This is a genomic window from Virgibacillus salexigens (assembly GCF_000723585.1).
In the GTDB taxonomy this organism is placed as follows: Bacteria; Bacillota; Bacilli; order Bacillales; family Amphibacillaceae; genus Virgibacillus; species Virgibacillus salexigens.
The window spans coordinates 557,695-579,860 of record NZ_CCDP010000001.1; the positions used below are offsets into that span (position 1 = coordinate 557,695).

24 protein-coding genes are annotated in these 22,166 nt (G+C 37.6%); all 24 read left to right on the forward strand.

From position 1 onward, the window contains the following. Positions 1–52: 52 nt before the first annotated feature. The gene (gene glpX, locus BN990_RS02645) at positions 53–1,021 is read left to right on the forward strand and encodes a class II fructose-bisphosphatase (protein ID WP_021289845.1); all 969 of its coding nucleotides are present in this window, start codon (positions 53–55) and stop codon (positions 1,019–1,021) included. Positions 1,022–1,492: 471 nt separating this feature from the next. Beyond that, the gene (gene rho, locus BN990_RS02650; protein ID WP_021289844.1) at positions 1,493–2,773 is read left to right on the forward strand and encodes a transcription termination factor Rho; all 1,281 of its coding nucleotides are present in this window, start codon (positions 1,493–1,495) and stop codon (positions 2,771–2,773) included. A gap of 166 nt (positions 2,774–2,939) precedes the next feature. Beyond that, positions 2,940–3,185, forward strand: a complete 246-nt coding sequence (locus tag BN990_RS02655; protein WP_021289843.1) for a type B 50S ribosomal protein L31 — start codon at positions 2,940–2,942, stop codon at positions 3,183–3,185. A 246-nt stretch (positions 3,186–3,431) separates the two neighbouring features. Further along, a complete protein-coding gene (locus BN990_RS02660; protein WP_021289842.1) occupies positions 3,432–4,052 on the forward strand; it encodes a thymidine kinase in 621 nt (206 codons plus the stop codon). A 176-nt stretch (positions 4,053–4,228) separates the two neighbouring features. Then, on the forward strand, positions 4,229–5,299 hold the full coding sequence (gene prfA / locus BN990_RS02665) for a peptide chain release factor 1 (protein ID WP_038242172.1): 1,071 nt from the start codon (positions 4,229–4,231) through the stop codon (positions 5,297–5,299). 10 nt (positions 5,300–5,309) lie between these two features. Continuing rightward, positions 5,310–6,161: a peptide chain release factor N(5)-glutamine methyltransferase gene (prmC, locus tag BN990_RS02670; protein ID WP_238323665.1), complete on the forward strand. Its 852-nt coding sequence runs from the start codon at positions 5,310–5,312 to the stop codon at positions 6,159–6,161. A gap of 123 nt (positions 6,162–6,284) precedes the next feature. Further along, positions 6,285–6,923 carry a stage II sporulation protein R gene (spoIIR, locus tag BN990_RS02675; RefSeq protein WP_038242185.1) on the forward strand — a complete coding sequence of 213 codons (639 nt, stop codon included), beginning with the start codon at positions 6,285–6,287 and terminating at the stop codon, positions 6,921–6,923. Positions 6,924–6,992: 69 nt separating this feature from the next. Continuing rightward, on the forward strand, positions 6,993–7,394 hold the full coding sequence (locus tag BN990_RS02680; protein WP_021289838.1) for a GNAT family N-acetyltransferase: 402 nt from the start codon (positions 6,993–6,995) through the stop codon (positions 7,392–7,394). 216 nt (positions 7,395–7,610) lie between these two features. Next, positions 7,611–8,639, forward strand: coding sequence for an L-threonylcarbamoyladenylate synthase (locus BN990_RS02685; RefSeq protein WP_021289837.1), 1,029 nt, complete (start codon positions 7,611–7,613; stop codon positions 8,637–8,639). Between the two features lie 367 nt (positions 8,640–9,006). Beyond that, positions 9,007–9,558 (forward strand): manganese efflux pump MntP, encoded by a 552-nt coding sequence (locus BN990_RS02690; protein WP_021289836.1) that lies wholly within the window; start codon positions 9,007–9,009, stop codon positions 9,556–9,558. 106 nt (positions 9,559–9,664) lie between these two features. Beyond that, the gene (locus BN990_RS02695) at positions 9,665–10,144 is read left to right on the forward strand and encodes a GNAT family N-acetyltransferase (RefSeq protein ID WP_021289835.1); all 480 of its coding nucleotides are present in this window, start codon (positions 9,665–9,667) and stop codon (positions 10,142–10,144) included. 95 nt (positions 10,145–10,239) lie between these two features. Next, complete coding sequence (locus tag BN990_RS02700) at positions 10,240–10,845, forward strand: low molecular weight protein arginine phosphatase (protein ID WP_021289834.1); 606 nt, start codon at positions 10,240–10,242, stop codon at positions 10,843–10,845. 15 nt (positions 10,846–10,860) lie between these two features. Then, positions 10,861–12,156 carry a methyl-accepting chemotaxis protein gene (locus BN990_RS02705; protein ID WP_021289833.1) on the forward strand — a complete coding sequence of 432 codons (1,296 nt, stop codon included), beginning with the start codon at positions 10,861–10,863 and terminating at the stop codon, positions 12,154–12,156. Positions 12,157–12,181: 25 nt separating this feature from the next. After that, positions 12,182–12,622, forward strand: coding sequence for a ribose 5-phosphate isomerase B (gene rpiB / locus BN990_RS02710; protein ID WP_021289832.1), 441 nt, complete (start codon positions 12,182–12,184; stop codon positions 12,620–12,622). 80 nt (positions 12,623–12,702) lie between these two features. Continuing rightward, on the forward strand, positions 12,703–13,251 hold the full coding sequence (locus BN990_RS02715; RefSeq protein ID WP_231378664.1) for a TIGR01440 family protein: 549 nt from the start codon (positions 12,703–12,705) through the stop codon (positions 13,249–13,251). Between the two features lie 45 nt (positions 13,252–13,296). Next, on the forward strand, positions 13,297–14,541 hold the full coding sequence (locus tag BN990_RS02720) for a serine hydroxymethyltransferase (RefSeq protein WP_038242189.1): 1,245 nt from the start codon (positions 13,297–13,299) through the stop codon (positions 14,539–14,541). A 219-nt stretch (positions 14,542–14,760) separates the two neighbouring features. Continuing rightward, on the forward strand, positions 14,761–15,390 hold the full coding sequence (gene upp / locus BN990_RS02725) for a uracil phosphoribosyltransferase (protein ID WP_021289829.1): 630 nt from the start codon (positions 14,761–14,763) through the stop codon (positions 15,388–15,390). A 42-nt stretch (positions 15,391–15,432) separates the two neighbouring features. Then, positions 15,433–16,548, forward strand: a complete 1,116-nt coding sequence (wecB, locus tag BN990_RS02730; protein ID WP_038242193.1) for a non-hydrolyzing UDP-N-acetylglucosamine 2-epimerase — start codon at positions 15,433–15,435, stop codon at positions 16,546–16,548. Positions 16,549–16,918: 370 nt separating this feature from the next. Next, positions 16,919–19,099 carry a S8 family serine peptidase gene (locus BN990_RS02735; protein WP_038242195.1) on the forward strand — a complete coding sequence of 727 codons (2,181 nt, stop codon included), beginning with the start codon at positions 16,919–16,921 and terminating at the stop codon, positions 19,097–19,099. A 460-nt stretch (positions 19,100–19,559) separates the two neighbouring features. After that, positions 19,560–19,943, forward strand: a complete 384-nt coding sequence (locus tag BN990_RS02740) for an ATP synthase subunit I (protein WP_021289826.1) — start codon at positions 19,560–19,562, stop codon at positions 19,941–19,943. Positions 19,944–19,948: 5 nt separating this feature from the next. Continuing rightward, positions 19,949–20,671 carry a F0F1 ATP synthase subunit A gene (gene atpB, locus BN990_RS02745; RefSeq protein WP_021289825.1) on the forward strand — a complete coding sequence of 241 codons (723 nt, stop codon included), beginning with the start codon at positions 19,949–19,951 and terminating at the stop codon, positions 20,669–20,671. An 88-nt stretch (positions 20,672–20,759) separates the two neighbouring features. Further along, the gene (atpE, locus tag BN990_RS02750; protein ID WP_021289824.1) at positions 20,760–20,966 is read left to right on the forward strand and encodes a F0F1 ATP synthase subunit C; all 207 of its coding nucleotides are present in this window, start codon (positions 20,760–20,762) and stop codon (positions 20,964–20,966) included. Between the two features lie 130 nt (positions 20,967–21,096). Then, complete coding sequence (gene atpF, locus BN990_RS02755; protein WP_021289823.1) at positions 21,097–21,624, forward strand: F0F1 ATP synthase subunit B; 528 nt, start codon at positions 21,097–21,099, stop codon at positions 21,622–21,624. Further along, complete coding sequence (locus tag BN990_RS02760; RefSeq protein WP_021289822.1) at positions 21,621–22,166, forward strand: F0F1 ATP synthase subunit delta; 546 nt, start codon at positions 21,621–21,623, stop codon at positions 22,164–22,166. The genes atpF and BN990_RS02760 overlap by 4 nt, the downstream gene beginning before the upstream one ends.

The window sequence follows — 22,166 nt, forward strand, 5'->3', positions numbered from 1 at the left end:
TTGTAAAAATTCTTCTTGGGATGAGGATATTTTACTAAAGGGAGAGATTATAATGGAAAGAAGCTTAACAATGGAATTAGTCAGGGTGACCGAAGCGGCCGCCTTAAAATCTGCCCGTTGGATGGGTAGAGGTAAAAAAGATGAGGCAGATGACGCAGCAACAACGGCTATGCGTGATGTGTTTGATACGATTCCAATGCAAGGTACCGTGGTAATAGGTGAAGGCGAAATGGATGAAGCACCAATGCTCTATATTGGTGAAAACCTTGGTACTGGCCATGGGCCAGGTGTCGATGTTGCCGTCGATCCTCTAGAAGGTACTAGTATCGTAGCAAATGGTTCATGGAATGCTCTAGCAGTTATTGCTATTGCGGATAAAGGAACGTTATTACATGCACCTGATATGTATATGCAAAAGATTGCTGTTGGTCCAGAGGCTGTTGGCAAAATTGATATTAATGCTTCTACGTTAGAGAACCTTCAAGCTGTAGCTAAAGCTAAAAATAAAGATGTAGAAGATGTTGTTGTAACCGTATTGGATCGACCTCGCCATAAAGAATTGATTGAGGAAATCCGCCAAGCAGGTGCACGAATTAAATTAATATCCAATGGGGATGTAGCCGGTGCGATTAATACTGCATTTGATGAAACAGGAGTAGACATCTTATTAGGAACTGGCGGTGCTCCAGAGGGAGTTATTGCAGCAGTAGCTTTGAAATGTTTAGGTGGTGAAATGCAAGGAAAGCTTGTTGCATCGAATAAAGAGGAAGAAGAACGTTGTAATAAGATGGGAATTGCTGACCTAAATAAAGTATTGATGATGGAAGATTTTTGTAGTGGAGATGACGCTATATTCGCTGCTACAGGAGTTACGGATGGCGAATTATTAAAAGGCGTTCAATTTAAAGGATCGAAAGCAAAAACAGAAACGATCGTAATGCGTGCGAAGAGTGGTACCGTCCGTTTCGTTGACGGGGCTCACAGCCTGCAGAAAAAACCAAATCTAGTAATCAAATCCTAATGTATGAATGGATTAAAAATTGGTTACAAATAGAAAGTAACAATACTTTCTTTTTCAGATCTAACGGAAAAGGGAGCCCGCGTTAAGTGGCTTCCTTTTCTATTCATTTGACATCTTCAGGACCAACACCTCAATTTTCAAGAATTTCTTAGATAATTATAATTATAGTGTTGAATATTATGTATCAAAAGAGTATTATGGTATATGTTTAATACATGATTATTTTGCTGACTTCTAATCTAGCTTCTACCTTTTCTTCATTTCTACAAGGATAAACCTTCCAAAAGGAGTAAAAAATCTCTGGACTCTTATTGAAATGGGTTTTGCAATTATATTTTTTATTATTAAATGAATGTTTGTAAGGAAGGTAACGTAAATAACTATAATAATGTGTCATACAACTCTTTAGCTTTTTTACTGGTTTTTAAAAACAATTTTACGTTTTAAATATGAATAGGCGTGGTGATTTTTATGGCAGAATTAACTATCTCCCATCTGGAGACGTTAACACTAAAAGAAATTTATGCGTTAGCTCGAGAATATAAAGTTTCTTACTATGCAAAGCTAACGAAAAAAGAACTTATTTTTGCAATTTTAAAAGGACAAGCTGAAAAAGATGGTTATTTATTTATGGATGGGATATTAGAGATCATTCCTTCCGAGGGGTTTGGTTTTTTAAGACCAATAAATTATTCGCCTAGTGCAGAAGACATTTATATTTCTGCATCTCAGATTCGCCGTTTTGACTTACGGAATGGGGACAAGGTATCTGGGAAAGTTCGCCCTCCAAAAGAAAATGAAAGATATTATGGGCTATTACATGTTGATGCTGTAAATGGCGATGATCCTGAAACAGCAAAAGAGCGTGTTCATTTTCCTGCATTAACAGCGTTGTATCCGGATCGCTTAATGAAATTAGAAACAAAAACAAATAAATTATCTACACGAATTATTGATTTAATGACACCCGTAGGTTATGGGCAGCGTGGATTAATAGTAGCACCGCCAAAAGCAGGTAAAACCATTCTATTAAAAGAAATTGCTAATAGTATTTCGGAGAACCACCCGAATGCAAAATTGATTATATTGCTAGTAGATGAACGACCTGAAGAAGTAACGGATATCGAACGTTCTGTTCACCCAGATGTGGATGTAGTAAGCTCTACATTCGATGAAGTACCAGAAAGTCACATTAAAGTTTCGGAGTTAGTATTAGAGCGTGCAATGCGATTAGTAGAGCACAAGCGTGATGTGATCGTTTTGATGGATAGTATTACAAGACTGGCAAGAGCATACAATCTGGTCATTCCACCAAGTGGTCGTACCTTGTCTGGAGGGATCGATCCAGCAGCATTCCATCGTCCAAAACGATTCTTTGGTGCAGCCCGAAACATCGAAGAAGGCGGTAGCTTCACTATACTTGCAACAGCGCTAGTAGATACCGGTTCGCGTATGGATGACGTGATTTATGAAGAATTTAAGGGAACAGGAAACATGGAATTGCACTTAGATCGTAACTTGGCACAACGTCGTATTTTCCCTGCTATTGATATTCTACGATCTGGAACAAGAAAAGAAGAGCTTCTTGTAGAAAAATCACATCTTGACAAAATGTGGGCTATCCGTAAAACCATGCAAGACTCAAATGATTTTCTTGAACGCTTCTTGAGAAGACTTAAGTCCTCAGAGACCAATGATGATTTCTTCCAATTAATGGATGAAGAAATGAAGCGACGTGGCACCAAACGTTAATCAATGCTTGTTCTGTATAAGATATTATTTAAGTCAAGACTATTGCATTCAGTATAGCATACTGTTATAATCTTTTTATGTGAGTTTAGATAAGGTTTACTACCTATGACGGCTCTTACAATAACTCTGTTTCCAAAGGATTCAGGGCAAAAAGGAGTGGAATGACATGAAAAAGGATATTCATCCAGAGTACAGAAAAGTAGTATTTTTAGATACTAGCTCTGATTTCAAATTTTTGAGTGGCTCAACGAAATCATCTGAAGAGACGATCGAATGGGAAGATGGTAACACATACCCGTTAATCCGTGTTGAGATTAGCTCAGATTCACATCCTTTCTACACAGGTAAACAAAAAGCTGACAAAGTTGGCGGACGTGTAGACCGATTCAAGAAGAAATATAATATGAAATAAACAACTGAAGCAACTGCATCGTTGCCGAGGTTAATTTCTAGAAAACGTTGAGAATAATCTCAAGGTTAATCATTGAGTATAACTGTAAAAACAGGCAAAACGTCTAATTTTGCCTGTTTTTTTACTTTTACTATTGATAAAATAAAAATTCTTGGACAACTTAGACGTGAAACGATCTAAGTTTTACAATAAATGTATAGGTTAGACGAATATAATACATAGAATGAGAAAGAGAGGGTACGAATCATGTATGTGATGAAACAGAGCGGCTGGGTAGAGGTAATCTGCGGGAGTATGTTTTCAGGTAAATCAGAAGAACTAATCCGTCGTGTACGTCGTGCTACGTACGCAAATTTATCTGTACGTGTGTTTAAACCAGCAATTGACAATCGTTACGAGGAAGAAGCAGTTGTTTCACATAACGGTACTTCGATCATTGCTCGACCTGTAAAAAGTTCGGACGAACTATTAGAGCATATAGATGAGAAGGTCGACATTATAGGGATTGATGAAGTTCAATTTTTTGATGAAAATATTGTTGAGACAGCTGAGGAATTAGCTAACCGTGGGATTCGCGTAATTATCGCTGGATTAGATACTGATTTTCGTGGGGAACCATTTGGGCCAATGCCTAAGTTAATGGCACTAAGTGAATCAGTAACTAAATTAAATGCGATATGCCCAATATGTGGATCACCAGCAAGCAGAACGCAGCGTTTAATTAATGATAAACCCGCTTCATACGATGATCCAGTGATTCTTGTAGGAGCATCAGAATCGTATGAACCAAGATGCCGCCATCACCATGAAGTTCCCAATAAGCCAAATAATACTATTTTAAATAGTTTGTCAAAGTTATCTAAATAATAGGCGTCCATAGACGTCTTTTTTCCTATTTGAAGCAATTAACAATAGTATTTGTTCTAGGCAAAGGTATTTATCCACAAGCATCGACCAATATATAAAAGAAAAGCAGGAATAATTTTGACCTCTCATCAGGAGTATACTATAATTATACTGTTAATCAGAAAGAGGTGACCGTGATGCTAGAACGTTTACAATCTTTAGAAGATCGTTATGATAAATTAAATGAAATGCTAAGTGATCCGGAAATAGTAAATGATTCAACAAAACTCCGTGAATATTCTAAAGAACAAGCAGGACTAGAAGATGTTGTTCAAGCATACCGTGAATATAAAGATGTAACATCTCAGTTAAATGATGCGAAAGAAATGTTAGAAGATAATTTAGATGAAGAGATGCATGAGATGGTAAAATTAGAAATCTCTGAGCTTAATGAAAATAAAACCGATCTAGAGGAAAAAATGAAAATCCTTCTACTCCCCAAAGATCCTAATGATGATAAGAACGTGTTTATGGAAATTCGCGGTGCAGCTGGCGGAGATGAGGCTGCTTTATTTGCTGGCGATTTATATCGAATGTATTCTCGCTATGCAGAGCAATATGGTTGGAAAATTGATGTTATGGAAGCAAGTACTACTGGTGTAGGTGGTTATAAAGAGATTATCTTTATGATTAATGGAAAAGGAGCCTATTCACGACTAAAATATGAGAACGGTGCGCATCGTGTTCAACGAGTACCTGAAACAGAATCTGGTGGCCGTATACACACATCAACTGCCACTGTGGCTGTTCTTCCTGAAGCAGAAGAAGTCGAAGTTGATATCCATGAAAAAGATATAAGGGTGGACACATTTGCATCTAGTGGTCCAGGAGGGCAAAGTGTTAACACGACAATGTCGGCTGTCCGTTTAACGCATGAACCTACAGGGGTAGTTGTTTCTATACAAGATGAAAAATCACAAATAAAAAACAAAGAAAAAGCAATGAAAGTATTGCGTGCACGAATTTATGATATGTACCAGCGTGAGGCACAGGCAGAATATGATGAAACTCGAAAATCTGCTGTTGGTACGGGAGATCGTTCAGAGCGAATTCGTACTTATAATTTTCCGCAAAATCGTGTGACAGATCACCGAATTGGTTTAACGATACAGAAGTTAGATCAAATACTGCAAGGAAAATTGGATGAGTTTATTGAAGCTTTATTATTAGAAGAACAAACGAAAAAATTAGAACAAATTGGTGAATAAAATGAAGGCAATGAAGCAATATGAAGTCCTAAATTGGGCTTCTCTTTTTTTAGAACAGCATCATCGGGAACAAAGAGTAGCTGAACTTCTTCTGCAATATCATTTAAATGTGTCGTCATCGAGGTTTTATACCATGATGAGAGATTGGATTCCAGAAGATGTGTTAGTTAAGTATGTAGAGGATATTAAACAACATGCTACTATTGGTATTCCTATACAACATCTAATGGGATATGCGTATTTTTATGGACGTAAATTCTATGTTACTAATCATGTGCTTATCCCCAGACCAGAAACGGAAGAACTCGTTTATCATAGTATTTCATCCACAGAAGGTAAATCTGTGGATAAGTTACCAGTAATTGTTGATGCTGGAACTGGAAGTGGTGTCATTGCCATTACACTTGCGTTAGAGCTAACAAATGCTAAGATCCATGCGACTGATTTATCAAAAGAAGCGCTAAAAGTAGCGAAAAAGAATGCAGATGATCATCAAGCAGCTATCCATTTTCATGATGGGGATTTTCTACAGCCTTTGATTGATCAACAAATTCATGTTGATATGATTGTCTCTAATCCTCCTTATATTTCGATAAAAGAGAAGATGGAGCTTGCTGATACAGTAAGGGATTTTGATCCTGAGCTCGCCTTATTTGCAGAGGATGAGGGACTCGCTGCCTATATCAAACTGATTGATCAATCAAAGCAGGTGCTATGTAAACGCGGAACAATTGTTTTTGAAATTGGTCATCAACAAGGACCTCAAGTTTTGAAGCTTCTAAAAGAAAGTTATCCACATAGTGATGTTGCAATTATAAAAGATATTAATGGAAAAGATCGAATCGTAACAGCGCAGCTTTAGAATCTCGCAGAATAGAGCTTAAGAACTTTTGTCACGATTCTCTTAAAATAATTTATAGAATACTAGTTTAAAATTATCTTCTTCCGAGCATACTGTTTTTTATAGTAAGGGAGGAAATAGGTAATGAAGAAACTAGTATTTTTTGTTTTTATTATTTTCATATTATTATTAAGTATTCCAACGCACATTATTGGAAAACACCCTGAACAATCAAGCCAGAATCAGGAGTATCAAGTGATACCAGATGAGGCAATTCGATTGCGGATTTTGGCAAACAGTGATCAGCAAGAGGATCAGCAATTGAAACGGTTAGTTCGTGATCGTGTAAACGAAAAAATAACGAAATGGGTAGAAGATATTACAGATATTAAGGAAGCTCGCCGATTGATAGAAAAGCGGATTCCAGAAATTAACCAAACAGTTGCGGAGGTTATAAAGGAATCAGGCGAAGAAAATGATTATAAAGTGGAATATGGGAAAAATATAAGTTTTCCTGCTAAGATATATGGATCTTACATCTACCCAGCAGGCGAATATGAAGCTGTATTAATCACTATTGGTGAGGGAAAAGGTGCGAACTGGTGGTGTGTTCTTTTTCCACCATTATGTTTTCTAGATTTCTCTAATGGTACAAGTGCGGTGGCTGCGGAATCAGAAGAAAATGAATCAAAAGAAGCGGATTCTAAAGAACATAAGGAAGCGGAGGAAACAAAGGATGCAGAGGTGAAATTTTTTCTATTTGAATGGCTAGGATTGTCATAGTTTTAGTGAAACGTGCATAAGATAAGGTAAAAGGTTGAAAACTATTAAATCAAATAGAGAGGTGAAAGTATGAATTTAATTCCGGCGGATAAAGCAGAAGAGGGAAAAATAGATAAGTTTTTAGAAAATAACCCTAATGTAAAAAGACAGAGTTTGTTGTGTAAGGGCTATGTAGTCGAATTAAAAGGACAAATAGAGGGATGTTTTATTCTTGAAGAAATGGAAGAAGGAACATATTGGCTTAAGCAGTTATATATTACTCAATCAGAAGCAGCTATACTTCCAGTATTATTAGAAGCAATTTTAATGATGGCAAAACAGCAGCATGCACAACGTGTCTATGTGCATAGTCATCAGCCTGTCGTTGATATATTATTGGAAGCGTTGCAATTTCATCCACAAAAAGAAAGGGTTTTCGTGGATAAATATGATAAAAGTGAAGGAAATTGGTGGTTATATCACGTATCATAAGCATGATTCACAAAAAATCCACAGTTTCTGTTGATAATTAACTGTGAAGCTGTGGATTACTGTGTATAAAAAGATATAAACAACAAAAAATCCTCTTTATACGTATTTATATATGTGGATAACTTTTGAATCTATTCTGTGTATAACTTGGTAGATGAATGATTGCGAAAACATCCTCTATCTACTAAAATAAAAAGGTAGAAAAGAGGTAGCATGATGGAAACAAACTATTGGAAACTTACAAATAATCAACTTAAAGATTGTGAAGCAATTGATGAAGCTGCAACCATGCTTATCAATGGAGAAGTAGTTGCTTTTCCAACAGAAACGGTTTATGGACTCGGTGCAAATGCTACCGATCATGACGCAGTTAATAAGATATTTCAAGCAAAAGGGCGTCCACAAGACAATCCGTTAATTGCTCATGTTTCAGATCGTGTTCAGATGGAAAAACTCGTTGGACCATGGCCAGGCTATGTGGATAACTTAATTGAAGCTTTTACTCCAGGTCCATTGACATTTGTTTTGCCCAGTAATGGCATCTGTGCCACAAATGTGACTGCAGGATTATCCACAATTGGAGTTCGTATTCCGAGTCATCCTGTTGCACAACAATTACTAAAGGCGTGTCAGTTACCTATTGCAGCTCCTAGTGCAAATTTATCTGGAAAACCTAGCCCTACAACAGCAAACCATGTCTTTGCAGATTTAAATGGTAGGATTTCTGGGATTGTGGATGGAGGGCCAACAGGTGTTGGACTTGAATCTACAGTTATCGATTGTACACAAGAGATTCCAGTTATTTTACGTCCTGGGGGCATTACCCAAGAGCAAATTGAAAAAGTTACTGGGGTTGTTATGACAGATCCAGCTTTAGCAAACCAATCAGACAAACCGAAGTCACCAGGAATGAAGTATCGTCATTATTCACCAGAAGTTCCTTTGTGGATTATCGATGGTTCCTTGAAAAGAATGCAGCAAGAAATTACAGGACAAAAGGAAACCGGAAATCGTGTAGGACTTATAGCTAGTAATCACATTGTTGATAAACTGGTAGCAGATGAAGCGATCGCTTTAGGAGAAAATCTGAGTGAGATCGCAGCGAATTTATACCATGCATTACGGACCTTCAAACAAAGTAATGTGGATATTATTATATGTGAAGCTTTTCCGGAAAAGGGCATTGGTCAAGCGGTGATGAATCGGTTGAAAAAGGCTGCAAGTAACTATATATATAGGGATTAAAGCTTGAGTTGTTTTCCTTAAGAAAATGGAATATAACTCTCTGCAAAATAACATGTTTGAAAACGAAAAGACGCTCCTCCTCTATCAAGATAGGCGAAAGAGTGTCTTTTTTAATGAGCAAACAACATGGGAATGGGGGCGACAAGGCTGAATACCTCTCAGTATGGAAATCTTAATTCTATAATGTACGAACTTACAACTACGATATCTATAAGAGGGGCCATTATTCGTATATAGCCTTAGTCGACATAATTGTCCTCCCAAAAAATGAATCGAGATCGTACGCCAGATGGATAAGATCTTTTGAGAATCATAATTTCTTTTGGACGTGCATATAGTTTATAAGCATGTCCAAGGGGGATTATGGATGTCAGGATATATTGGCGAATTTACAGCACTATTATTTTTATCATTGGCATTAGGATTAGATGCTTTTTCCGTAAGCCTTGGGCTAGGAATGCAGCGTTTACGACTAAAACGTGTTGCATTAATTGGTCTTGTTATAGGCGTATTTCACCTTCTGATGCCCTTTATCGGAATTGTATTGGGACAATTGATATCTTCCCAAATTGGCCATTTAACAACATTAGCAGGTGGGTTGTTACTTGTTGGTATTGGTTGTCAAATGGTATTTTCCTCTTTTAACCACCAAGCAAAAAAAATCATCCAACCAATCGGAGTAGGGATGTTTTTACTAGCCTTTGGGTTGAGTATCGATAGTTTTTCGGTAGGTTTAAGTCTTGGCATGTCAGGAGTAAAGACGTTAGTAGCGCTCTTACTATTTGGTGTGATGAGCACCATTCTCTCCTGGGTTGGCATGTTCTTGGGACGAAAAGTTCGTGGGTTTTTAGGTGTGTATAGTGAGATTTTAGGGGGAAGTATTCTAGTGGCATTCGGTCTACGGTTAGTATTTGGATAACGATAAGAGAAAGTTATCAGTAGAAATAATAACCTCGTATTATTCATTTGAGTTGTATTTATGTAAACTGATAATAGTTGTAAATGGTACTGGAAAGAGGGAGAATATGAAGGATATTCTAAGCTATCGATGCGCTGATCAACAAGATCTTCCAGCTATAGTAAAATTACTTGCAGATGACCCGTTAGGAAAACATAGAGAAAATGAGGTAAATCCGCTTCCGGGTTCATATATAGAAGCATTTCAAGCAATTGCAGCAGATCCTAATAATCAATTACTAGTAGCGGTTATTCGTAATCAAATTGTTGGGGTTTTACAATTGACTTTTACTCCGTACCTAACGTACCAGGGGTCGTGGCGAGCTACCATAGAAGGAGTTCGAACGAGTTCAATGGTTAGGGGAAAAGGAATTGGTAGTTATTTAATACGTCAGGCGATAAAATTAGCTAAGGAAAAAGGATGCCATGTTGTTCAATTAACTACGGATAAACGTAGACCATTGGCTAACGCTTTTTATCAGAAACTTGGATTTAGGAATACGCATGATGGAATGAAACTTCATCTTGTATCGGCCTCGTTCAACTAAGAACGAGGTTCTTTTAATAGGAATAAAATGTGGTGGTTTAACTGAAGCAGAATATGATATATTGGAAGTAGCGTTTAGTATCGGAGGTTCCCTATATGAGAATTTTATTTATCTGTACTGGAAATACGTGTCGAAGCCCAATGGCGGAAGCACTAGTGAAAGACAAAATCCCCGAAGTAGAAGTGCAGTCTGCCGGTATTTTTGCAGTAAATGGTCAACAAGCAAGTCCAAAAGCAATGGAAGCTTTGAAACAAAAACAAATCGATATGAACCATTCTTCTCAGCCTATAACCACAAAACTATTAAATTGGGCAGATGTCGTCTTAACAATGACAACCCAACATAAACAGTCGCTAATTATGGAGTACCCTAACTTTCAAGATAAATATTATACGTTAAAAGAATATGTTTCCGAAGCCGATAAAGAAATATGGGGAAAATTAAAAAAGTTATATGCAGCGTACGAGGAAAAAAGGTCATTATTTATTCAGGAAAACCAACATAAATTGGATAATTCCTTACTCGCAAAAAAGATACAAGATCATTTAGCGCATGATATTGAACAAATTCGTAGACTAGAAGCAAATTTAATCAATTATGATATCTCAGATCCATTTGGTGGAGATATGCAAATTTATCAGGAAACGCTGAATGAATTGGAAGAAAATATTGACCTGCTGCAAAAGAAATTAAATTATTAGGCAGGGGAACAGAGAATGGAGAAGAAGAAATATCGATTTAGTTTACGTTTGAAATTAGTTTTATTCACTACCTTATTAGCACTAGTTACATATTCCGTAAGTGCTATATTTCTTTACTACATCTATGATTATGTACAAGGATTTTGGGGGATTTCCGAACAACTATTTACAATAAGTACTTTAATTCTTGGTATTTTATGGTCAGGAATTTTAGCGTTTTTTGCTGCACATGTTATTACCAAACCACTATCTAAGCTTGAACACGCTGCTGGCGAAGCTGCAAAAGGAAATTTAAATCAACACATTGAGATTTCTAAATCTGATGATGAAGTTAGGGCACTTGGAATTTCTTTTGATAAAATGCTTAAAAATTTGGCGAATATCGTACATAATATAGATAGGCATTTTGAAAGTACGAATACATCAGTAATTCAAATTAAAGGAGCCTCTAATCAAGTTTCGGAGCATTCATCTTTTATTCAAACTTCAATTGATGATATTTCTAAAGGCGCTGAAAGCTCAGCAGAGGCAATTCAACAGACAGTAGAATCTGTGGAGTTAGCTACCGAATTAGCCCAAAAAGTTCAAGGAAAGGCAGCTCAGTCAAAGGATAAATCGGATGAAATGCTTCTTATTCTGCAACAGGGGAAACAGTCTGTTAATCGATTAGTAGACGGAATTCAAAAGTTGGCAAATGAACAAGAGCTATCCTTACAAGATGTTGCCCATTTAAAGCAGAATGCATTGCAGGTCGAGACGATTATTACCTTGGTCGGTGATATAGCGGATCAAACGAATTTGTTAGCCTTGAATGCCTCAATAGAAGCTGCACGTGCTGGAGAATATGGGAAGGGGTTTGCAGTAGTTGCTGATGAAATAAGAAAGTTGGCAGATCAAAGTGCTCAAGCTGTGCAAAGAATATCTGGCTTAATTACTGTAATCCAAGAAGATGTTTCAGCTGTCGTTGATAAGTTGAATGAAAATGTATCTTATGCCATAAAGGAAGCGACATATGGGGAAACAGTGAACATGTCGATTACCAACATGTCTAAATCTGTGGAAGATGTTGCAGCAGAAATAGGGGGAATATCAGGTTTAGTAGACAGCCAGTTACTTTCAATTCAAAATACAGTAAGGCAATCTCAGGAGGTAGCTGCGATTGCTGAAGAAACATCTGCTGGAGCTGAGGAAGTAAATGCAGCTATCCATGAACAAGCAAGTACGATTGAACAGGTGGATAGTCTGGCATATGAATTAGAAGAACAAACGAATGATTTAAAACAGCAAATTCATAAGTTCAATGTTAATTAGCTTAGTTAGAAAGGAGTGCGCTTAGATGAAGGTAATTATTACCGCAGACCATGCAGGAATGACGATACGAAACGAAGTGAAAGATTTACTGGAAGAGATGGAGATTGAATTCGAAGATGTTGGCTGTAGCTGTGAATCTTCTGTTGATTATCCTGATTATGCATTGCCTGCAGCAGAGCGTATTGCTAATGGGGAGTTTGATAGAGGTATTTTTATATGTGGTACAGGAATTGGTATGTCCATTGCAGCTAATAAAGTGAAAGGGATACGATGTGCATTAACACATGATGTTTATAGTGCTAAATTGACTCGTCAACATAATAACTCAAATGTTATAGCCTTGGGAGAAAGAGTAATTGGACCAGGGCTGGCACGTGAGATAGCTAAAGTATGGTTAGAGACAGAATTTGATGGAGGGCGTCACGCAAACCGTATTGATAAGATTAAGACGTATGAGGAAAAGTAGAGAATAAACTACGTTCTGATCTAATTTAGGATGGCAGGTGATCAAAAATGACCCAACTGCTCGATCGTATCAGGCAAGAAATGAAAATACTACAGTCAGAATGGGACCGATCTGGGCATCTGCACGACGGGGAATTGTTTGTATTAGGCTGTTCAACAAGTGAAATAAGTGGGAATCGAATAGGCACACTTGGAAGTGAAGAAATTGCTGCTGTGATCTTTGAACAATTACTTAAACTTCGTGAGCAAACGGGTGTCCATCTAGTTTTTCAATGTTGCGAGCATTTAAATCGTGCGCTTGTTGTGGAAAGGGAAACGATGAATCGCTATCAGTTGCAAGAAGTTTCCGTTATACCAGTACCAAAAGCGGGAGGTTCAATGGCCTCTTTTGCTTTTAAACATCTGAAAAATCCTGTTGTGGTGGAGACTATTTCTGCGCATGCTGGGATGGATATAGGAGAAACCATGATAGGGATGCATTTGAAATCGGTAGCTGTCCCACTTCGTTTTCAACAAAGAAACCTGGGAGGTGCTCGTGTTAATGCGGCATTCACGCGTCCAAAACGTATTGGTGGGCATCGTGCCAAATATCCCGATACAAATTCAACTGTAACAGAAAGCTGTAAATAATTTGCTTACAACTTAAGTAGTATAAAATACATAGGAGGGGTTACGATGGAACATGTAAAACAAACCGACGTTGAATTATTTGAAGCTATGGAAGCAGAAAAGAAAAGACAGCAGGATAAAATTGAGCTTATTGCGTCTGAAAATTTTGTCTCGGAAGCAGTTATGGAAGCAATGGGTTCAGTATTAACTAATAAATACGCTGAGGGATATCCTGGAAAACGATATTATGGTGGGTGTGAACATGTAGATGTAGTTGAAAACCTAGCAAGAGATCGTGCTAAACAATTATTTGGTGCTGATCATGCAAACGTACAACCGCATTCTGGGGCTCAAGCAAATATGGCAGTTTACTTTACTGTATTAGAGCCAGGAGATACAGTGTTGGGGATGAATTTAAATCATGGAGGTCATTTAACCCATGGTAGTCCAGTCAACTTTAGTGGAACACTCTATAATTTTGTTGAATATGGTGTAGACGAAAAGACCGAACAATTAGATTACAATGCTGTTCTGCGCAAAGCTCAAGAGGTTCAACCGAAACTAATTGTGGCGGGGGCGAGTGCTTATTCTCGGATGATCGATTTTGCTAAATTTCGAGATATAGCAGATAATGTAGGGGCATATTTAATGGTCGACATGGCTCATATTGCAGGTTTAGTAGCATCTGGTCTTCATCCAAATCCAGTACCATATGCTGACTTTGTAACTACAACAACTCACAAAACATTGCGTGGCCCACGTGGTGGAATGATTCTATGTAAAGAAGAATTTGCCAAAAAGATTGATAAAACGGTTTTTCCTGGAATGCAGGGTGGACCTTTAATGCATATTATTGCTGCAAAAGCAGTTTCATTTAAAGAAGCTTTATCAGATTCATTTAAAACATATAGTAAACAAATTATAGAGAATGCAACCATGCTGGGGCAAGCGCTACAAGAAGAAGGAATTCGAATTGTATCTGGTGGCACAGACAACCACTTGCTATTATTGGATGTTACGCCATTAGGTTTAACCGGGAAAGTTTCAGAAAAGGTTTTAGACGATATTGGGATTACTGCAAATAAAAATACCATTCCTTTCGATAAAGAAAGTCCGTTTGTAACAAGTGGTGTTCGAATTGGAACCGCAGCCGTCACCTCTCGTGGGTTCGGTAAAGAAGAAATGAAAGAGATAGCAGCAATTATTGCACTCACACTGAAAAATCATGAAGATGAAAATGTGTTAAAGACAGCAGAACAACGTGTAAAAGATTTAACCGAAAGATTTCCATTGTATACCGTGTATGCATAATTGTTAGAGATGCCCTTTTAGGGCATCTCTTTGCTTTGGGTTAGTAAATATAGGTAATGAAATTGGGCAGTTAATCTCTATAAATCGTTCATGTTAACGTATTGTTTACAAACCTGTAAGCGATTTGCAATCTGTAAATGTTCCTGCACAGGTTGAAAGCTCGTCTAATTTTGAGTACAATTTTAAAGATGCAACTAATAAAAAGGAGTGAACGGCAAAATGGGACAGGTTTTCGTATTGGATCATCCATTAATACAACATAAATTAACGTACATAAGAGATAAGCATACAGGAACGAAAGAATTTCGTGAATTAGTAGACGAAGTAGCGATGCTTATGGCCTTTGAAATTACCAGAAACTTACCGCTGCAACCAAAAACAATTGAAACACCAGTTGTGGAGACAGAATCAAGTGTTTTAGCAGGTAAAAAAATTGGATTGGTTCCTATTCTTCGTGCTGGGTTAGGTATGGTAGATGGTATGTTAAAACTAATTCCAGCTGCAAAAGTAGGGCATGTTGGCTTATACCGCGATCCTAAAACGTTACAGCCTGTGGAGTACTACATTAAATTACCTTCCGATATTGAGGAACGAGAATTAATCGTTATCGACCCAATGTTAGCAACTGGTGGATCAGCAAATGATGCGATTCATTCATTAAAAAAACGAGGTGCTCAGAATATACGATTAATGTGCCTCATTGCAGCTCCAGAAGGGGTAGAAGTTATTAAAAAAGACCATCCCGATGTTGATATCTATTTAGGTGCTTTAGATGAAAAGTTAGACGAAAAAGGCTATATTATCCCAGGGCTAGGGGACGCAGGTGACCGATTGTTTGGTACGAAATAAATAGAGAGATTCGATAATGAATAGTCTTTGGAGTGAGAGATAATGACAAACCGGATTAAAGTAATGACTATATTTGGAACAAGGCCGGAAGCTATAAAAATGGCCCCACTCGTACTGGAACTAAATAAACGTAAGGATCAGTTTGAATCGATTGTTACGGTAACCGCACAGCATAGGGAAATGTTAGATCAAGTGCTAGATATTTTTGCTATCACCCCTGATTACGACTTGAACATTATGAAGAAGCAGCAAACATTAGCACAGATTACGACGCGTGCTTTAGAAGGATTAGATGAGGTTATGAAAGAAACAAAGCCGGATGTTGTACTTGTTCATGGCGATACAACAACAACATTTGCCGCTTCGCTTGCTGCATATTACAATCAAATTGCGGTTGGACATGTGGAGGCAGGCCTTAGAACATGGAATAAATACTCTCCTTATCCGGAAGAGCTTAATCGCCAGCTTACCGGGGTAATGGCGGACTTGCATTTTTCTCCAACAGAGAAATCCAAGCAGAATCTTATCCAAGAAAATAAACCTAAAGAGCATATTGTGGTTACAGGAAATACAGCCATTGACGCATTAAAAACAACGGTGGATCAATCGTATCAGCATCCTATTTTAGATGAACTAGGAGACAAGCGTCTTGTATTGATGACCGCTCATCGTAGAGAAAATCTAGGGAATAATATGAAGCAAATGTTTCGAGCGATTAAGCGTCTAGTAGAAACCCATGATGATATACATGTTGTTTATCCAGTTCACTTAAATCCTGTAGTACAGGAAACAGCAAATGATATTTTGGGTAATGATGAGCGTATTCAACTTATTAAACCATTAGGTGTAGTTGATTTTCATAATTTTGCAGCGCGTTCCCATTTAATTTTGACTGATTCAGGTGGTGTACAAGAGGAGGCTCCTTCATTAGGCGTACCTGTGCTTGTTCTTAGGGATACGACAGAACGGCCGGAAGGAATTAATGCTGGAACCTTAAAATTAGCTGGAACGGATGAAGATACGATATACCAATTAGCTCATCAGCTTTTATCTGATCAACAGGCATATGATGACATGGCGAAAGCTGCAAATCCATATGGGGACGGTGAAGCATCTCGTCGCATTACTGATGCCATCCTAGATTATTTTAGTACATGATAATGGAATCAGGCGAGATAAAGCATTTTTAGACACAGATATTCCGAATTACTATCCGAGTATAAAAAGGTACATCCGGATGGTAGTTCGGATTTTTTGTTTTGCTTTTATAATGTGATTACCACGGTGATCATAACAGCTGAAAATAGGTCTGACTCCAATGGAACAGGGCGTGTCCGAAAACCTATTAAGGCAATAATATTTGCTCTCATCTACAAGCATGAGCTAATTTAGTTACCATTAATCAACGATTCTTAGTAACTTAAAATCACAATCACTGGTTTGTACTGCACGTTAAATGTTTGGAGGGCTTAGTATATGTATATTTTTCCCTTTGCTTCAAAAGCTAAGGAGAAAAGGAGTGCAGACCATGGGGCGAATTCTTGTTTTGATGTGCTTATTATCAATTATACCGATAACCTCTTCCTTCGCAGCGGAACCGGAGGATCATATACAATCGATCATTATTGAGGTGGAAGGTGATCCAAATGAACATAAGGAATATGTACAAACACACTACCCATCCGTAGAAGTAGTGGCTGTGTATACAAAGTTATTTAATGGGATAGCACTTCAAGGGGAAGATCAAGCATTAGACCGAATGCAATCACTTGATTTTGTTAAGAACATACATACTGTGCAAACATATGAAGCAACAGAGCAAACAACAACTCTAGAGGCAGCAGCTGATCCAAATGCAGTTTTTCCTGCTGAACTTAATACAACAGGTTATACAGGAGAAGGGGTGAAAGTGGGAGTTATTGATACAGGCATAGATTATGAGCATCCAGATTTACAAAAAAATTATCAAAAAGGATATGATCTTGTGGATTTAGATGATGATCCAATGGAGACAACATCACAGCAGGGGATTCCTACCCTACATGGTTCTCATGTTGCTGGTATTATTGCAGCCGATGGTGACATGAAGGGAGTGGCACCGGATGCTGATATCTACGCTTATCGTGCCCTTGGTCCAGGTGGACAAGGAACATCCATTCAAGTCATTGCAGCAATGGAACAAGCAGTAGAAGATGGTGTAGACGTGATGAATCTTTCGCTTGGTAATAATGTAAATGGACCTGATTACCCAACAAGTGTTGCGGTTAATAAGGCAGCTCAGTTAGGAGTAGCGGTTGTCATTGCAAATGGAAATAATGGTCCTGGTGATTGGACAGTAGGGTCTCCAGCAACTGCAAATAAAGCAATGTCTGTTGGTGCATCTAGTCCGAAGCAAGAAATTCCCTTTCTATATGAAAGATGGGAGGATAAAAAGATTGAAATTACACCAATGGCTGGTTCTATTCCCTGGGATTTAAATACGTTTTATGATCTTGTTGATGCAGAAACAACCAAAGATTTGGATGGGAAAATTGCCTTATTCCAAAGAGGGAGTATCCCTTTTACGGAGAAAGCAAGGCTAGCGCAGGAAAAAGGTGCTAGGGCGGTTGTGATATATAATAAAGATGAGGGCGCATTTCAAGGAATGATTGACAATAAGCAACAACATATTAAAATCCCGGTTGTATCCATATCTAAAGCAGATGGAGAATGGTTGGTAGATAAACTTAAAGATAAACAAAAAGTTTCCCTAGAAACACATTACCAAACCAAACAGCAATCGATAGCTGAATTTAGTTCGAGGGGACCAGTTACCGTGAATTGGAATATTAAGCCTGATATATTAGCTCCAGGTACTTCGATTTTAAGTACTGTGCCTGGAGGTTATCAAGTACTACAAGGAACTAGTATGGCAGCACCACATGTAGCTGGAGCAATTGCTCTATTAAAAGAAGCAAAGCCTGATTGGACGAATCAACAAATATATGGTGCATTAAAGACAACAGCAGTACAAATGAAAGATGGGAATAAACAACTAGTTCAACCTATTATACAAGGTATGGGGTTGATAAAACCACAGGAAGCAATGGAAACAGAAACGATTTTATACGATCCACAATTGGCATTTGGGCAGATTACCGATTACAGTCAATCAAAAAGAGAGAACATAGTGATTGAAAATACAACCAATGAAACGCAAACCTATCGTTTTAATGTTCCGTATAAACGGGCTGGTTATAGTTGGAAATTGCCAACTTCATTTACGTTAGAACCAAAGGAAAAAAAGAAAGTTCCTATTGAATTAAAGGTAACCTCTCCTCAATTAAAAACCGGTGTTCACCAAGGGTGGATTACACTTGAGAGGAAAGGAAAAACATATCGGCTACCTTATTTATTTGTTAATCAATCTGCAGATAATCCAAAAGCAATGGGGTTTGAATTTACATTAAAACCATTTTCTAAAGAGGAATTTACTTACCGCTTGTATTTAACGGAACCGACCAAACGGGTAGAAGTTGATTTGTATAATCCGGATACCCTTATGTTTGAGCGAAATTTGATGACCAAGGAAGCATTAGATACAGGAGTGAACGAGGGGCAAATAGATAAGAAGAAAGTAGGAAAATCCGGTCATTATTTGGCGATTATAACCATACAATTAGCCAATGGAAAATATGAAAGTTACGAGACAATGATTGCCATACCATAAGTAATCGAATCACTGCATCAAGCACCCCTTTTTGTTCACAAAAATGTCATGAATGGAGGTAAGGGAATCCACTATAATAGTAGTAGGAATTCCCTTTATTTCCGTTGAATTTAAGTGCTTATGGGAACATTTTAAAAAGATGTTGAAAAATGAAGATGTATCTCTACAAATTGGCTCTATAATTTCGCGTAAAATATGGCCGAAACCAATTGACATTAAGGGGTAGCTCATGTAAACTTGCTTAGTGTGGAATGGTAGGGGTTTCACAGCGTTAACGTATATTTCTTCATTAAACAGCCGTTACATAAAAAAGTTGTAACCCAGCTGTAAACATAGGATTTTCTACATCTTAACTTCGAATGACAAGCAGTAAGGATTACACAATAGGGTTATAGCTTCCTAAGTACTATAATACGAACAAGCTTTACAACATTGCAAAGAACATGAGGAAGAGTGAATTATGTCGCAATATAAAAAAATGATCGAACGACAACGAAAATGGATGTTCTATCTTCTTGCAATTCTAGTATTAGGAGCTGGATTCACACCTTATCCACGTATTTTCCTCGGGCTGCTGTTAGGGAGTGTAGTAAGTTTTTATAACTTATACTTACTCCAAAAAAAGATTGATGATTTTGCAGAATCTGCAGTAAAGCAACAACGTGCAAAAGGGCTTGGGACAGTATCACGATTCGCAGCCGCAGCTTTAGCAGTCATCATCGCACTTCGATTCGAAGCATATTTTCACATAATCGCAGTTATTTTGGGATTAATGACATCTTATTTCGTCATTATGATAGATTTTGCTCTTAATATTAAACATTCGGGCAAGAAAGAGGGGTGAATTACATGGATCATACTGCACCAATAGTACATGATGTATTTGGTATTTCATGGCTTGATTTTAATTTGTCTAATGTATTAATGATGTTTATTACATCTTTAATTGTTTTCGTTCTATGTGTACTAGGTGCCAGAAAGCTACAAATGAAACCAAGAGGTGCACAAAATGTAATGGAATGGGTTCTCGACTTTGTCAAAGGTATTGTAAATGATGCCATGGATTGGAGAACAGGTAAGCTATTCCTTCCTCTAGCATTAACTTTATTCACTTATATTCTAGTAGGTAATATGTTAGGGGTTATTACAAATGGCGTTTATGGTCATGACCTTTGGTGGAAATCGCCAACGGCTGACCCAGGAATCACCTTAACTTTAGCAGCCATGGTCATTATATTATCACATTTCTATGGCATTAAACTACGTGGTGGAAAGGAATATGTAAAGGATTATTTTCGACCACTACCGTTTTTATTTCCAATAAAGGTTATTGAAGAGTTCTCTAATACTTTAACATTAGGCTTACGTCTATTTGGTAACCTATATGCTGGAGAAGTATTATTATCTCTATTAGTTGGCTTAACCACTTCGTCCGTAGTTGGATTCTTAGGTGGTGCTATACCATTCTTAGCATGGCAAGGGTTCAGCGTGTTTATTGGAGGAATCCAAGCCTTTATCTTCACAATGCTGTCAATGGTATATATTTCACACAAGGTAAGTGAAGAACATTAATATTGTTAATTAGCCTGTCACTATTAAAGTTTAATAGGATAGGAAATGATTAAAAACTTATAACACATTTTGAGGAGGATTTTATATTATGGGAGCTTTAGCAGCTGCAATCGCAGTAGGATTAGGTGCATTAGGTGCTGGTGTAGGTAACGGTTTAATCGTTAGTCGTACAGTTGAGGGGATTGCTCGTCAACCAGAATTAAGAGGTCAATTGCAAACTACTATGTTTATTGGTGTAGGTTTGGTTGAGGCAATGCCGATCATCGCCGTAGTTATCGCATTAATGGTTATGTAGTAATAGATTTTATTATTGAAATGGCGAAGACCATCATTATATCGTGCTTCGCCGTTGTTTGTACTAGGATACTTTTTGGTGGTCTAAAGTTAGTATAGGTTCACGAATAGAAGTGAAAGGAGTGAATTCTGTGCAAGCATTCACGGATAATTCAATGATTTATGCGGCACTGGGAGGTTTCCATGTCGGCGATATGTTAATGCAATTGTTCTTCTTTATTGTATTGCTCCTTTTAGTTCGTAAATTTGCTTGGGGTCCTGTGATGAATATGATGCAGAAGCGTGAAGAATATGTTGCAGGCGAAATTGAAGCTGCAGAGAAAAGTCGCGCAGATGCAGAACAGGCTTCAAAAGAAGCAATGGAACAATTAAAGCAAACAAAACAAGAAGCACAATCGATGATAGAAGAAGCAAGAAATGCTGGAACTAGACAACAGGAAGAAATTATAGCAGCTGCAAAGGCAGAAGCTGATCGTATAAAAGAGGCAGCGCAAGCTGATATTCAAAATGAAAAAGAAAAAGCGCTGCAAGCATTACAAGATAAAGTGGCGTCCTTATCTGTTCTTATTGCAAGTAAGGTAATCGAAAAAGAAATAAGCACACAAGATCAGGAGAAACTGATCAATGACTACATCAAAGAGGTAGGAGAAGATCTATGAGTGATGCAGTAGTTGCAAAACGATATGCAGAAGCTCTTTTTCAACTAGGTAAAGAAAAAGCTACATTAGATAAGCTATTAGATGAGCTTCGTGTGGTCAAAAAAGTAGTGGAACACAATCAAGATCTTTATCGATTCCTTATGCATCCACGGATTACGAATGATAAGAAGAAACAATTTATTGACGAAGTGTTTCAAGGGTTACAAGCAAATGTCATTCATACGTTGAAATTACTCGTTGAAAGGCATCGTATTGAAATGACATCTTCGATTATTGATCATTTTATCCAATTAGTAAATGATGCTAATGGAATTGCAGAAGCAACCGTTTATTCCGTTCGAGAGCTAACAGACGAGGAACATAAAGAACTAGAAAATCGCTTTGCAGCACGTTTTAATAAAAAACAAATTCAACTTACAAATATGGTCGATTCCTCATTGATTGGCGGACTAAAGATTCGTATAGGAAATACCATTTACGATGGTACAGTCAGTGGTAAATTAAAACGAATTGAACGAGATATTGTAACTGCAAACAAATGA